Annotated in this window: 8 protein-coding genes, 1 tRNA gene and 3 pseudogenes; 3 read left to right on the top strand and 9 right to left on the bottom strand. The window is 66.8% G+C overall.

Annotation, left to right across the window (positions count from 1 at the left end; translation table 11 throughout):
- Window positions 1-64: 64 nt before the first annotated feature.
- The gene (locus OJJOAM_RS04075; RefSeq protein WP_149317971.1) at window positions 65-892 is read right to left on the bottom strand and encodes a class I SAM-dependent methyltransferase; all 828 of its coding nucleotides are present in this window, start codon (window positions 890-892) and stop codon (window positions 65-67) included.
- Between the two features lie 341 nt (window positions 893-1,233).
- Here OJJOAM_RS04075 and OJJOAM_RS04070 point away from each other — a divergent pair, with 341 nt between their 5' ends.
- The gene (locus tag OJJOAM_RS04070) at window positions 1,234-2,742 is read left to right on the top strand and encodes a DUF342 domain-containing protein (RefSeq protein WP_422648942.1); all 1,509 of its coding nucleotides are present in this window, start codon (window positions 1,234-1,236) and stop codon (window positions 2,740-2,742) included.
- 259 nt (window positions 2,743-3,001) lie between these two features.
- Here the strand turns inward: OJJOAM_RS04070 and OJJOAM_RS04065 are convergent, their stop codons facing one another.
- The 6 genes and pseudogenes from OJJOAM_RS04065 to pepN form a co-directional block, all read right to left on the bottom strand.
- Window positions 3,002-3,379 carry a hypothetical protein gene (locus tag OJJOAM_RS04065; RefSeq protein ID WP_422648941.1) on the bottom strand — a complete coding sequence of 126 codons (378 nt, stop codon included), beginning with the start codon at window positions 3,377-3,379 and terminating at the stop codon, window positions 3,002-3,004.
- Between the two features lie 233 nt (window positions 3,380-3,612).
- A tRNA-Thr gene (locus tag OJJOAM_RS04060) sits at window positions 3,613-3,688 on the bottom strand.
- 128 nt (window positions 3,689-3,816) lie between these two features.
- A complete protein-coding gene (locus OJJOAM_RS04055) occupies window positions 3,817-4,257 on the bottom strand; it encodes a hypothetical protein (RefSeq protein ID WP_422648940.1) in 441 nt (146 codons plus the stop codon).
- Between the two features lie 283 nt (window positions 4,258-4,540).
- Window positions 4,541-5,557: a class 1 fructose-bisphosphatase gene (locus OJJOAM_RS04050; protein WP_149317977.1), complete on the bottom strand. Its 1,017-nt coding sequence runs from the start codon at window positions 5,555-5,557 to the stop codon at window positions 4,541-4,543.
- Window positions 5,558-5,809: 252 nt separating this feature from the next.
- Complete coding sequence (locus tag OJJOAM_RS04045; RefSeq protein WP_422649489.1) at window positions 5,810-6,538, bottom strand: aminopeptidase N C-terminal domain-containing protein; 729 nt, start codon at window positions 6,536-6,538, stop codon at window positions 5,810-5,812.
- Window positions 6,477-8,600, bottom strand: a pseudogene (pepN, locus tag OJJOAM_RS04040) (aminopeptidase N); the annotation flags it as partial. The pseudogene pepN and the gene OJJOAM_RS04045, both read right to left, overlap by 62 nt.
- 296 nt (window positions 8,601-8,896) lie before the next feature.
- Between pepN and OJJOAM_RS04035 the strand changes: the two are divergent.
- Together OJJOAM_RS04035 and OJJOAM_RS04030 are read left to right on the top strand one after the other, a co-directional pair.
- Window positions 8,897-9,518, top strand: a pseudogene (locus OJJOAM_RS04035) (DUF4136 domain-containing protein).
- 339 nt (window positions 9,519-9,857) lie between these two features.
- Window positions 9,858-12,181 (top strand): annotated as a pseudogene (locus OJJOAM_RS04030) (NADP-dependent malic enzyme).
- Window positions 12,182-12,386: 205 nt separating this feature from the next.
- Here OJJOAM_RS04030 and OJJOAM_RS04025 read toward each other — a convergent pair.
- Entirely contained in the window at window positions 12,387-12,632 is a 246-nt protein-coding gene (locus OJJOAM_RS04025) for a hypothetical protein (protein WP_006576013.1), read from the bottom strand.
- 269 nt (window positions 12,633-12,901) lie between these two features.
- Entirely contained in the window at window positions 12,902-13,966 is a 1,065-nt protein-coding gene (locus OJJOAM_RS04020) for a porin (protein ID WP_422648939.1), read from the bottom strand.
- Window positions 13,967-13,993: the final 27 nt, after the last annotated feature.

Raw genomic sequence — 13,993 nt, 5'->3', positions numbered from 1 at the left:
ACGCAACAACTGCGACACAGTGGGCGCGATGCACCAGGTGCGGGTCAGCGCGCCCCGGTGAATCTCAGGCGGGCGTGAAGAACCGCTCGCGCATTTCCTCCAGCCCCAGCGTTTCGAGCACGTGAGCCAGGCGCTCGGCCGGCCGCCGGCGCGGCAGGTCCTTGTACTGGGCGACGATCAGCTCGTTCTTCATCGAGTGTTCCCACCCGACCAGCTCGGTCACCGTGACCTGATAGCCGTGCGCCTCCAGCTGCAGGCAGCGCAGCACGTTGGTGACCTGGCTGCCGAATTCGCGCGTATGCAGCGGATGGCGCCAGATCTCCGTCAGCGGGTTGCCCAGCGTCTTCGACTTGTTCCGGCGCAGCACGGCGGCGACCTCGGCCTGGCAGCAGGGCACCACCACGATGTACTTGGCGCGCTTGGTCAGCGCGAAGCGGATGGCGTCGTCGGTCGCGGTATTGCAGGCATGCAGCGCGGTCACCATGTCGACCGTGGCGGGCAGCCGCTCCGAGGTGATCGACTCCGCCACCGACAGATTCAGGAACGACATGCCCGGAAAACCGAGCCGCTCGGCGAGCGCGGTGGACGAGCGCACCAGTTCCTCGCGCGTCTCGATGCCGTAGATGTGCGAGCGGTCCTGCTGCGTCTTGAAAAACAGATCGTAGAGGATGAAGCCGAGATACGACTTGCCGGCGCCATGGTCGACCAGCGTCAGGTCGGCATGGTCGCGCTTGAGGTCCTGCAGCAGCGGCTCGATGAACTGATAGAGGTGGTAGACCTGCTTCAGCTTGCGGCGGCTGTCCTGGTTCATCTTGCCGTCGCGGGTCAGGATATGGAGTTCCTTGAGCAGCTCGATCGACTGGCCGGGACGGATTTCGTGGGTGTTCGACATGGGATACGGCGGGGTTGGCCCGGGGTTCTGACGCGCCGTGTCTGGGGACGGCGGGGGCCCGGGCGGGCAGGGCGACAGTTTACCGGAAGGCGTACCGAAAAAATTTTCCTAAAGTTTTGCCGAAATCCGCCGTAGGTGACGGACAGGCGGCATGCCGACTCGGGTGCCGCCCCGACAACAACGATAAATCAAAGGCAGACGGCTGGAGGACGCGATGGGCGACGTAGCAGCTTCGGTTGTACGGGTGTGGGTGGAGAACACGGACAAGTCCGTGCGGGCGCGGTACGAGGTGCCGGCGGAGATGGAGGGGGGGCGGTGGACCGCCCGATCGCGCGGCGCTGATGGCAGCTCTCGAGGCCCAGGGCTGGGCGCACGCGAAGCTCGATGAGCACGCCATCGCCGCCTTCCTGCTGGCTTGCCATCGCGACGGCGCGCCGGCCGACGCGGTGATCGGCGAACTGGTCGATGGCTACTTCGAGATCGATATCGATGCCGATTCGCTGACGGTGCGGCTGACGCTATGGCCGCCGGAGGGCGGCCGCGCGGTGCAGCCCAACGACGTTCGTATCGTGCTGGCGGGGCGCGGCATCAAGCTGCCCGTTGACGAGCCGGCGCTGGCCGAGGCCTTCGCCGCGGGGCGTTGCGACGACCTGCCGATCGTGCACGGCACGGCGCCCACGCGCGGCACGCCGGCGCGCTTCATCAACCTGCTCGAGCCGCGCCGCGGCGGCGCCGAGGACGACCGCGCCCGCATCGATCTGCGCGACCTCGGCAATCTGTTGCTGGTGCAGCCCGGCACGCATCTGATGCGGCGTATCCCGGCGGTGCCGGGCACCGCGGGGCAGGACGTGTTCGGCCGCGTGTTGCCGGCTCCCGAGGTTGCCGACACGCCGTTCGCCGAACGCCTGAACGGCGTGGCCCAGGACGCAAACGACCCCAATCTGCTGGTGGCGACGGTGGCGGGCTTGCCGTCGGTGCGCGCGCGCGGCGTCAGCGTCAACCCGGTCGTCGCCGTGGACGCGGTCGACATGCACTCCGGCAACATTGCGTTCGAGGGCACGCTGCGCGTCAGCGGCGATATCAAGACCGGCATGTCGGTGCGCGTGGCCGGCGACGTGATCGTCGGCGGCACCATCGAGGCCGCCCATGTCGAGGCAGGCGGCAATGTGGTCGTCAGCGGCGGCATCATCGGCAAGTCCGAGGGGCCCCACGATCCGGCCAGCACCGTCGCGCGGATCCAGTGCAAGGGATCGGTGCATGCCCGCTTCATCGAAAACGCCGTGGTCGAAGCCGGTACCACGGTCACTGTCGACAGCGGCATTCGCCAGAGCGATGTCGCCGCGGGCGAAACCATCACCGCGGGCGACCCCGCCGTCGGCAGTGGCAATATCACCGGCGGCCGCTGCCGCGCCTGGCATGCGGTGCGCACCGGCACGCTCGGCGCGCCGGCCGGCACCGCCACCGCCATCCACGTCGGCCTGAACCCCTATGCCGATGCCGAGAAGGCCGCGCTCGAGGCGGACAAGCGCCGGCAGGAACAGGAGCAGGCCAAGATCCAGCAACTGATGGCCTTCTTCGCCAAGAATCCCGAGCGTGCCACGCCGGAACTGCGCGAGAAGGCGCGCGCCACGCTGTTCAAGTACACCCGCGACATGCTGGACACCGACGCCCATCTGGCCAGGCTGACCGAGCAGCTGCACCCGCGCCCGGACGCCGCCGTGGTGGTCGGCAAGAAGGTGCACGGCGGGGTCAGCGTCACCATCGGACAGAAATCCATGCGCGTGATGGAGGACATGCCGAAGGTGGAACTGCGGCTGATAGGCGAGGGGATCGGGGTGGTGCGGGAATGAAAAACGGCGCCACGGCGCCGTTTTTTCTCGATGCATTGTGTTGGAGCGGAGGGGTGATCCGGGGCAGGGGTGGTGGATGGATGACGCCCTGAGCCAGTTCCCGTGCGTACCTGCAAGACCTCGAGCGCTTGCGCCAGCGCGTGCTCTTCGCTTTCTCCCAGCGCCATTGCCTCCGGTACATCCGGAAAACTCGCCCGGTAGGTGCCGTTGGTGTCGAGTCGAAGGTGGACGGGGTAGTCGTACATGGGTCCTTCGGCTCCTAGGCCATCGGCCGCCAACGCCGATTCCGATTGATGGACGCACAATGACCATCATCCAACGCCTCAAGAGCGCGCCGCAACCATCGCGCTTCGTCCAGCGTTACCGGATAGCGCTGCTCCACGTCGTCGATCGAGCCGAGGTCGAAATAACTTCGCAGCGTGTTGCCGTGGATCGTGACGCCCCAGTTGTCCATTTGCCGCAGGTCGGCGACGCGGAGCGTGACGAAGGCATCGGGATCGTTCGAGCCGGCGCTGCCAATGGCCTGGTCCAATCGCATCGCTATCGCGCGCACTTCGGTGCAGTCCGGCGGACCGTTGTCGTCCGCGCCGTGTTCGGATATGGCAGTGCGCTTCAGCGAGGCCGTGGGGTCAGGCAAGGAGGGGAAGGCCGGATACCTCTGGCTGTCGGTGAATTGTGATGGGATTCATGGCGAGCTCGAGCGGATGGAGGAAGTTCGAGCTTATCCGGCGCCAGCGCGGTTGGCGCTGAGCGGATTCTGAAAGGCGGGAGGGGCGGGGAGGAACGAATGCCCGGCGTGGCCAGGCGCAAGGGGAGGGCCGCGCCAAAACAAAAATGCCCTTGGATATCCAAGGGCATTTCTTTGAAACCTGGTGCCGAAGAGAGGAATCGAACCCCCGACCTTCTCATTACGAATGAGCTGCTCTACCGACTGAGCTACTTCGGCAACACTACCGGTTGGGAACCGGATAGAGCCCGCAATAATAGCAGCGGATCAGGCGGCTGTGAAGCCCCTCAGCGCACTTTTTCTGTGGAGCCCCGGCACACTTTTTTCACGGTGCGTGCCGGCGCCCGTCAGCCGAAGGTGCGGTCGGGGGAGGATGCCGGATTGGCGGGATTGGCCGGCATCGGTTCGTCGGGGCGCGTCAGGGCGGCGAGCAGGCCGTCGGTCGCGGCCACGAATTCGCGCAGGCGGACCAGCGTGACCGGAAAGACCGGGTCCGACGCGTCGATGGTCCACGGATAGAAGTACAACTCGCGCTCCTGGGCGCTGATGGGCACGCCCCAGTTCGCCAGTTGGCGCAGGTCGCAGACATGCAGATCGATGCCGTCGCTCAGGCCGTAATGCAGCGCGACGTCCAGCGTCTCGTGCAGCCGGATGGCCAGGGCCTGCACGGCTGCGCGTTCGAGCGGGGCCTCGCCGCAGGGCGGGTTTGCCGGCGCGATGGCACTGGCGGGCGGGTTGATCGGCGGGGTGATGGCGTAGCGGGCGCCGGCATCCGAGAGGGGGACCATCGCGGTTTCCTTGCTGCTTGTTGGGGGACAAGTGTGGTGCAGAAAACAGCAGGGTAGGGACTCGGCGAGGCGGGGGGAAATGAGCGGATTCTGATTTGCGCTGCCCAAAGAAAAAGGAGCCACCGCATTGCGGTTGGCTCCCATTCAGCGAGGCAAGGCGAGGACGGGCACGTCGAAGCCGGTCCGGATCAGGCCGGCCTCTCCCGGAGGCCGGTCACCGTGCAGGCACAAAGGCCGGTCCCCAGGCGGGCGCAACGGCCGGCCGCGGTGCAGCCAAGGCGTATCAGCCGCCTGCCTGCGCTTCCCGGTGATAGCCGGTCACGCGCTCGACCTCGTTCTTCGAGCCCAGGATCACCGACACGCGCTGGTGCAGTTTTTCCGGCTGGACTTCGAGGATGCGCTGGTGGCCGTTGGTGGCCGCGCCGCCGGCCTGTTCGACCAGCATCGCCATCGGGTTGGCCTCGTACATCAGGCGCAGCTTGCCGGGCTTCTCCGGCTCGCGCTTGTCCCACGGGTACATGAAGATGCCGCCGCGCGTCAGGATGCGATGCACGTCGGCGACCATCGAGGCGATCCAGCGCATGTTGAAGTTCTTGCCGCGCGGGCCTTCCTCGCCGGCCAGACATTCGTCGATGTAGCGGCGCACGGGCGGGGCCCAATGCCGCATGTTCGACATGTTGATCGCGAACTCCTTGGTGTCCTCGGGGATCTTCACGTCCGACTGCGTCAGCACGAAGCTGCCCGCCTCGCGGTCCAGCGTGAACATATGGACGCCGTTGCCGACGGTCAGCACCAGCGTGGTCTGCGGGCCGTACACCGCGTAGCCGGCCGCGACCTGATGCGTGCCCGGCTGCAGGAAGTCGCTCTCGGTGACGGTCTGGCCCGGCTTGGGCATATGCAGCACCGAGAAGATGGTGCCGATGGACACGTTGACGTCGATGTTCGACGAACCGTCGAGCGGATCGAACAGCAGCAGGTATTCGCCCTTCGGATAGCGGTTCGGGATCTCGTAGAACGAGTCCATTTCCTCCGACGCCATCGCGGCCAGGTGGCCGCCCCATTCGTTGGCGTCGAGCAGCACTTCGTTGGCGATCACGTCCAGCTTCTGCTGGGTTTCGCCCTGCACGTTGCCGGTGCCGGCCGAGCCGAGCACGCCGGCGAGCGCGCCCTTGCTGACGGCATTGGAGATGGCCTTGCACGCGCGCGCGACCACCTCGATCAGCAGCCGCAGTTCGGGCTGGATGGTGTTGTGCTTGCGTTGTTCCTCGACCAGATAGCGGGTCAGGCTGATGCGAGTCATGGGTTTCCTCCTTGAATGGCCGCCATTCTACAGGCCGGGGCGGGCGGCCCACCGTTGCCGGCGGACCCGCTTGCGATCGCCGGTTCGCTATCGCACCCAACTGGCACCCGCCCGAGGCATCCGGCTGGGCACCCTGGCGGGCACATAACCACGCCTCCAACCACGCCCACACCCGTCGTCCGACCGCGCCCCCCAACCGGGCAGCGAGCCGCGCCCCGGCAACCGCGCCGCCATCGGCCCCAGCGGCCCGCATCACGCCGACAACGCCTTGCCGACGATCTCGCGCACGTCGCGCGACAGCTTGTCGGCCGCCGCGACCCGCTCCAGCGCGGCGCGCATCCTGTCGCGCAGCGGCAGCGCGTACTTCTGCCAGCGGTCGAGCGCGCGCGCCAGGCGCGCCGCCACCTGCGGGTTGATGGCGTCCAGCGCCAGCACCTGTTCGGCCCAGAACGCGTAGCCGGAACCGTCCTCGGCATGGAACTGCGCCGGGTTGCCCGAGCAGAAGCTGAAGATCAGCGCCCGCGCCCGGTTGGGGTTGCGCAGCGTGAAGGCGGGATGCTGCATCAGCGCCCGCACCGTGTCGATGGTGCGCTTGCCCGCATGCGGGCCGACTTCGCCGCGTTGCATGCCCTGCAGCGAGAACCACTTGTCGACCACCAGCGGATCGTGCTCGAAGCGCTGGTAGAAGTCGGCCAGCGCGGCCTCGCGGCCCGGCGCGAAGCTGTTGACCAGCGCGGTCAGCGCGGCGAAGCGGTCGGTCATGTTGTCGGCCTGCTGATACTGCTCGCCGGCCAGCGCATACATCGCGTCGTCGCCGACCTCGACCAGATAGCCGAGCGCGAGATTGCGCAGCGCGCGCTTGCCGGCCGACTCCGCGTCGGGACGATACGGACCAGTGGTCGCGCTGGTCTCGTAGGCCCCCGAGCCAGTCGCTCTGCAGCGTGCGGGCGAGGCCGGCGCGCATGAACTGCCGCGCGCGATGGATCGCCGCCGGGTCGGCCACGCCCATGCGCTCGGCCAGATAGGCCTCGGCCGGCAGCATCAGCGCCTGCTCGCGGAAGGCGGGGCTCAGCGAGGTGTCGGTCAGCACCGAGCGGAACGCGCCGATCAGCGCGTGGTCCAGCTCGAGTTCGCGGCCGGCCTGCACGTCGGCGACCAGCTTCAGCAGCGCGCGCGTGGCCAGCCGCTGGCCGGCCTCCCAGCGGTTGAACGGATCGCTGTCGTGCGCCAGCAGGAAGGTCAGCTCATCGTCGCTGTAGTCGACATCGACGATCACCGGCGCCGAGAAGTTGCGCAGCAGCGAGGGCAGCGGCGCGCGCGGGCCCTTGGGGAGGTTGACGAAGCGGAAGGTCTGCCGCGCCTCGGTGAAGTTCAGCACGCGCGTGGTGTCGCCCGCGGCGGCCTCGCCGTCGAGCTGCAGCGGCAGGTCCTTGCCGTCGGCGCCGATCAGCCCGAGCGCGAAGGGGATATGGAACGGCAGCTTCTCCGGCGTGCCCGGCTGGGTCTCGATGCCGACCTTCGGGCATTGCTGCGTCAGCGTCAGCGTGAGCCGGCCCTGGTCGGCGTCCCAGTCGGTATGCACGCCGACCACGGGCGTGCCGGCCTGGCTGTACCAGCGGCCGAACTGCGTCAGATCGCGGCCGTTGGCGTCGGCCATCGCGGCGAGGAAGTCGTCGCAGGTCACCGCCTGGCCGTCGTGCCGCTGGAAATACAGGTCCATGCCCTTGCGGAAGCCCTCGCGGCCCAGCAGGGTCTGGTACATGCGCACGACCTCGGCGCCTTTCTCGTACACCGTCACGGTGTAGAAGTTGTTGATCTCCTCGTAGCTGTCGGGCCGCACCGGATGCGCCATCGGGCCGGCGTCCTCGGGGAACTGCACCTGCCGCAGCACGCGCACGTCCTCGATGCGCTTGACCGCGCGGGCCGAGCCGTCGTCGGCCCCCTGCTGCGCCATCATGTCGGCGGAGAATTCCTGGTCGCGGAACACCGTCAGCCCTTCCTTCAGCGACAGCTGGAACCAGTCGCGGCAGGTCACGCGGTTGCCGGTCCAGTTGTGGAAGTACTCGTGGCCGACCACCGATTCGATATTGAAGAAGTCGGTGTCGGTCGCGGTCGCCGCATTGGCCAGCACGTACTTGGTGTTGAAGATGTTCAGGCCCTTGTTCTCCATCGCGCCCATGTTGAAGTCGCCGACGGCGACGATCATGAAGCGGTCCAGATCGAGCTCCAGCCCGAAGCGCTGCTCGTCCCAGCGGATCGCGTGGATCAGCGAATCCATCGCGTGCTGCGTCTTGTCGAGGTCTTGCGGTTCGACCCAGACCTGCAGCAGCTTCTCCTTGCCCGAGCCGGTGGTGATGCGTTGCTCGATGCATTGCAGCTTGCCGGCGACGATCGCGAACAGATAGGACGGCTTGGGGAAGGGGTCTTCCCACACGGCCTCGTGGCGGCCGCCGTCCAGATCCTGTTCGCCGATCAGATTGCCGTTGGACAGCAGCACAGGATAGGCGGCCTTGTCCGCGCGCAGCGTGACGCGGTAGGTCGCCATCACGTCGGGACGGTCGAGGAAATAGGTGATGCGGCGAAAGCCCTCGGCCTCGCACTGCGTGAAGAAGTTGCCATTGGAGACGTACAGGCCCGACAGCGTGGTGTTGGCCTCCGGCTGGCAGGCGCTGACGATCTGCAGCGTGCCTTGCTCGGGCAGCCCGTTCAGCGTCAGGCCGCCGTCGTCCTGGCGATAGTCGGCGAGCGGCTGGCCGTCGACGCTGACACTGAGCAGTTCGAGCGCCTCGCCCGCCAGCACCAGCGGCGCGCCGGCCTGGCGGCGGGCAAAGCGGAGCGTGCTGGTCACCACGGTGCGCTGCGGATCCAGTTCGAACACCAGGTCGACGTGTTCGATCGCGAAGGCGGGCGGGGTATAGTCCTTGCGGTGGACGGTGACGGGGGGTATCGGTGCGGAGCATGGATGGTCCTGTCCTGGAAGGCGGTGAATCGGGCGCGCCGGGCGCCGGGTAATCCATTGTAGCCAAGCACGGCATGGCCGCATGGCGCCAAGGGAATTCCGGCGCACGCCGCCGGTCTGAAGCAACGAGAGGGCGGCCCGCCGACCGCCCCCGCGCAAACCGCCGGCAAACGTTCCGGTGGAGCCCTATCGGCGGGACCATGAACAGAAGGAAGAACATCATGTGGCAATGGCGAGAGGCCTGTGCACGGGCGAGCCAATGGCTGGGCACCGTGGGCGGCCGCGGTGAGGGAGCGGCCCGGGCCGGCAACGCCGGCTCGTCGGCAGGCTGGTCCGGAAGATCGTGGGCGCGATGGTGGTCCCGATGGACCGGTGCCGCGATGCTCGGCGCCTTGCTGCTGTCGGGCTGCGCCAGCACCGTGACCACCGACGTGACGGCGTTCCGCCAGCCCGGCTGGCAAAACGATCCGCCGCGGACCTACGCCTTCGAGGCCGAGAAGGGCCAGGGCCAGCAGGAGCAGCAGGCACAGCTGGACCGCGCCACCTATCAGAACTGGATCGCCGACGCGCTGGCCGGCCACGGCTTCACGCAGGTGGCCCGCTCGCAGGCGCGCTATCTGGTCAGCTTCGATTTCGATGCCGATCCGCGCCTGGTGCGCGTGCACGAGACCTACTATCCCGATCCCTGGTACCCGTGGGGCCCTTACTGGGGTCCGTACGGCTACTACCGCCCGTGGGGGGCCTTGGGGCTGGGGTCCGGGCTACTGGCCGCCGCAGACGGTGATCCGCGACGTGCCCGCCACGCTGGCGAGCCTGCGCGTCTTCATCCGCGAAGCCGCGGGCAACAAGCGGGTCTACCAGGTCACCGCGCAGAATCTCAGCGAAGGCAGCACGATGCCTGGGCTGATGCCGTATCTGGTGCGCAGCGCCTTCGCGGAATTTCCGATGGAAAGCGGCCGGCCGCGGCGCGTGACGCTGGAGGTCGACAAGAACGCGAGATAGCGCGACACGGCGCGGTTCCGGTGCACCGGCATGGACGCCGGCATGCCTTCGCCAAGGGAGGCATGCCGGCGTCTTGTTTTACTGGTGGATCGCGCAGAGCGCATTCGCCTCCGGTCGCACCGATCCGCCTCCTCCACTCCATTCGCCATTGACGCTATTCCGGTAAAAGCTCTTTAACCGGAAATTCGCCGCATTTGCGGCCCTCCACGGCGCCATCGGCGCGACTCGCGCACTGCGGCTGGGCTAGAATAGCTCCTCGATTTTTTCGGCCCTGGCTGTTCGACCGGCATCGACCGGCATCGCACGGCGCCATGTTGGGCCTCTTTCCGGACGAGCGACATGAGCAGCAAGACCAGCGGTGACGCACCGCAACACGCCCCCCAACAGTCCTGAAGCGCAACTGCGCCTCGCCGCGCTGGAATATCACCGCAGCCCGACCAAGGGCAAGATCCAGGTGACCGCGACCAAGGCGCTGTCGAACCAGCGCGACCTGTCGCTGGCCTATTCGCCGGGCGTGGCCTATGCCTGCGAGGAAATCGCCAGGGACCCCGCCACCGCGGCGGAGTACACCTCGCGCGGCAACCTGGTGGCGGTGGTCACCAATGGCACCGCGGTGCTGGGCCTGGGTGATATCGGCCCGCTTGCCGGCAAGCCGGTGATGGAAGGCAAGGGCTGCCTGTTCAAGAAGTTCGCCGGCATCGACGTGTTCGACATCGAACTCGATGCGCGCGACCCGGACCAGATCGTCGAGATCGTCGCCGCGCTCGAGCCCACGCTCGGAGGTGTCAACCTCGAGGACATCAAGGCGCCCGAGTGCTTCTACATCGAGAAGAAGCTGCGCGAGCGGATGAACATCCCCGTCTTCCACGATGACCAGCACGGCACCGCGATCATTTCGGCGGCAGCGCTGCTCAATGGCCTGAAGGTGGTCGGCAAGGACATCGCCAGCGTCAAGATGGCGGTGTCGGGCGCCGGCGCCGCGGCGATCGCGTGCCTGGACACGATGGTGAGCCTGGGCGTCAAGCGCGAGAACATCTACGTGGTCGATTCGAAGGGCGTGATCTTCGCCGGCCGCGACGCCAACATGGAGGCCAACAAGGCCCGCTACGCGCAGGACACCTCGGCCCGCACGCTGGCCGACATCGTCGAAGGCGCGGACGTGTTCCTCGGCTGCTCGACTGCCGGCGTGCTGACCGCCGAGATGGTCAAGACGATGGCCGACAAGCCCATCATCCTGGCGCTGGCCAATCCCGAGCCGGAGATCCGTCCGGAAGTGGCCAAGGCCGCGCGCCCCGACTGCATCATCGCCACCGGCCGTTCGGACTATCCGAACCAGGTCAATAACGTCCTCTGCTTCCCGTACATCTTCCGCGGCGCGCTCGATTGCGGTGCGACCAAGATCACCGAGGAAATGAAGCTGGCCTGCGTCAAGGCGATCGCCGAGCTGGCCGAGGCCGAGACCAACGACGCGGTGGCCGCCGCCTACGCGGGCAAGGAACTGAAGTTCGGCCCCGACTACATCATCCCGACGCCGTTCGACCAGCGCCTGATCGAGAAGATCGCGCCGGCCGTCGCGCGCGCCGCGCAGGAGTCGGGTGTGGCCACGCGTCCGATCCAGGACCTCGAGGCCTATCGCCAGCAGCTGACGCAATACGTCTACCACACCGGCCTGATCATGAAGCCGGTGTTCTCGGCCGCCAAGGCCGCGCCCAAGCGTGTCGCCTATGCCGAGGGCGAGGAAGAGCGCGTGCTGCGCGCGGTGCAGACCGTGGTCGACGAGGGCCTGGCGCGTCCGATCCTGATCGGCCGTCCGCACGTGATCCAGATGCGCATCGACAAGGCCGGCCTGCGCCTGAAGCCGGGCGTCGATTTCGAGCTGGTCAATCCCGAGGACGATCCGCGCTATCGCGCCTATCACGAGGCCTACCACACGCTGCGCGGGCGCGATGGCGTGACCCCCGGACATGGCCAAGGTCGCGCTGCGCCGCTCGAACACGCTGATCGGCACGATGCTGATGCACATGGGCGACGCCGATGCGCTGCTGTGCGGCACGGTGGGCCGCTTCGAGGCGCATCTGGAGCATGTGCGCGACGTGATCGGCCTGAAGCCCGGCGCCAAGGTGCTGGCGGCGATGAACGCGCTGATGCTGGAGAAGTACACGCTGTTCATCACCGACACCTTCGTCAACGAGGACCCGACCGCGGACGAACTGGCCGCGATCACGCAGTTGGCGGCCGAGGAAATCCGCCGCTTCGGCCTGACGCCGAAGGTCGCGCTGCTGTCGCACTCGATGTTCGGCTCGTCGAACCGCGCCTCGGCGCGCAAGATGCGCGCGGCGCAGGAGATCCTGAGCCAGATCGCGCCCGAGCTGGAAGTCGAGGGCGAGATGCAGGGCGATGCGGCGCTGGTCGAGGACGTGCGCCGTCATTTCCTGCCGGGCACCAAGCTGGCCGGCTCGGCCAACCTGCTGGTGATGCCGACGCTGGACGCGGCCAATATCGCGTTCAATCTGCTGAAGATCACCGGCGGCCAGGGCGTGACGGTGGGCCCGATCCTGCTGGGCGCGGCCAAGCCGGTGCACATCCTGAATCCGCAGGCGACCACTCGCCGCATCGTCAATATGACGGCGGTGGCGGTGGCGGAGTCGGGCGCGCTGCGCTGATCCGACGCACGGTCGGCCGATGGCCGATCCAAACAAAAAGCCGGGCTGCGTGCCCGGCTTTTTCATTGCGACATTCGGTCGCGTGTTGCGATCGTCGTTGTGGTGATTGCTGTATTGGTGCTCGTCGATTTGGCGCCTGATATTTCGGTGCCGCGGTGCTCTGCTGCGGAGCAGCGTAATCGCTGAAGGCGCGCTGAAGGCAGCGCTACTGCAGGACGTTGTACTGCTGGCGCATGTCGACGATGATCGACTTCGCCGCGCGCAATTGCATCGACACGCTGTCTTCGGCCGCACGGGGAAAGTCCACCTCGGCGCTCCAATTGCATCCCGTATGGTCGGGCTGGTGCACGCGTACCGCATGCAATTCGCACTCGCCGCATTCCGGATTGTTATCGAGGCACTGGTTGAGGATCGCCATCAACTCCGACCGGGTCTTCGCGTATCGCCGCATGAGTCACCTCTCTCGTTTGGCTAATCGTGGTCTGGACGTTCAATGTAGGCACTCGTCCAGAGCCGTGCCAATTGAATGAGCCTATGAGGCGAAGTCGGTCAATCCCGCCGCGCGAGCAGGAAAAGGTGTTGCGATGCAGCGGGGAAAACAGCAAACAGGGCGAGGAAGGGGGGTGCTGCGGCATTGCACCGCAGCGAAGGGGTTGCCCTCTCCGCTGGGGAAAGGGCAAGCGAGAGGGGCAAGCGCGGGCCGCTCAGGCCCGCCCCGGATCAGAACTTGTGGCGAATGCCCACGCCGAACGAATCGCCGTGCTCGGCGCCCGTGATCTTGTCGTAGAAGTAGGCGGCATACACGTCGGTGCGCTTCGACAGGTTGTAGTCGTAGGCGATCGCGAACGTGTTGCGCTTGAAGTCGTCGACATTGTTCTCGGCCTTCGCATAGCCATACGAAGCGAGCAGGCTGCCGGCGCCGATGGGCACCGAGGCGCCGATCTGGCCGCTGGTGTGCTTGATGTCGCCGGTGGCATTGGTCACGTCGCTCTTGATGTACTGGCCCTGGGCGAACAGCTTGACCACCTTGAAGTCGTACGACAGGCCGGCCAGCACCGCGTTCTGCTTGTCGAATCCGGCCAGTGCCGCAGGCGAGGTGACATCGCCCGGCACGTTGTTGAACTTGACCTGCTGGAAGGCCACCGTCGCGGCCAGCGGGCCGTTGAAATACATCAGGTTGCCGCCCCACTTGTTGCGGCCGGTGGAACCCGCCTGTTCGCCGAACGAATAGATCAGGTTCGCGGTCAGGCCGCCGAAGGTCGGCGTCGAATAGACCAGCGAATTGCTCCAGCCCGAATCGCCGATGATGCCCGGATCGAACACGGTGCCGTTGGTGGCCGTGAAGTAGGTGTGGAAGATCGCCGGCGAGAACACGTACGAATCGACCAGCGGGTTGAACAGGATGGTCGAGATGAAATACGGCGTGGTGTTGCGGCCGAGCTTGAGCGTACCGGCGCGGTCGCTCTGCAGCCCGACATAGGCATTGCGGCTGAACATCGCATCGCCGTCGAAGCGGCCGGTGCGGCCGTTATCGGTGCGATAGAAACCGTTCAGGTCGAAGATCGCCTTGAGTCCGCCACCCAGATCCTCGGCACCCTTGATTCCCCAGTACGACGTTTGCATGCCACCCGAATTGGCGACCCAGGCGCGCTCGCCGGTGCCCGGGTTCTTGACGGCGCCGACGAACATGTCGACCTGGCCGTAGAGCGTGACGCTCGATTGCGCCATGGCCGCGCCGCTGAAAAGGGCCGCGGCCAGTGCCGCCAACTTGAACTGCTTCTGCATGAAAGACCTCCGTGGTTTGATCCTGTT

The sequence above is a fragment of the Cupriavidus sp. H18C1 genome (assembly GCF_049311595.1).
In the GTDB taxonomy this organism is placed as follows: domain Bacteria; phylum Pseudomonadota; class Gammaproteobacteria; order Burkholderiales; family Burkholderiaceae; genus Cupriavidus; species Cupriavidus cauae.
Note: the sequence above shows the minus strand (reverse complement) of the source record. Positions and strands in the feature narration are given on the sequence as shown.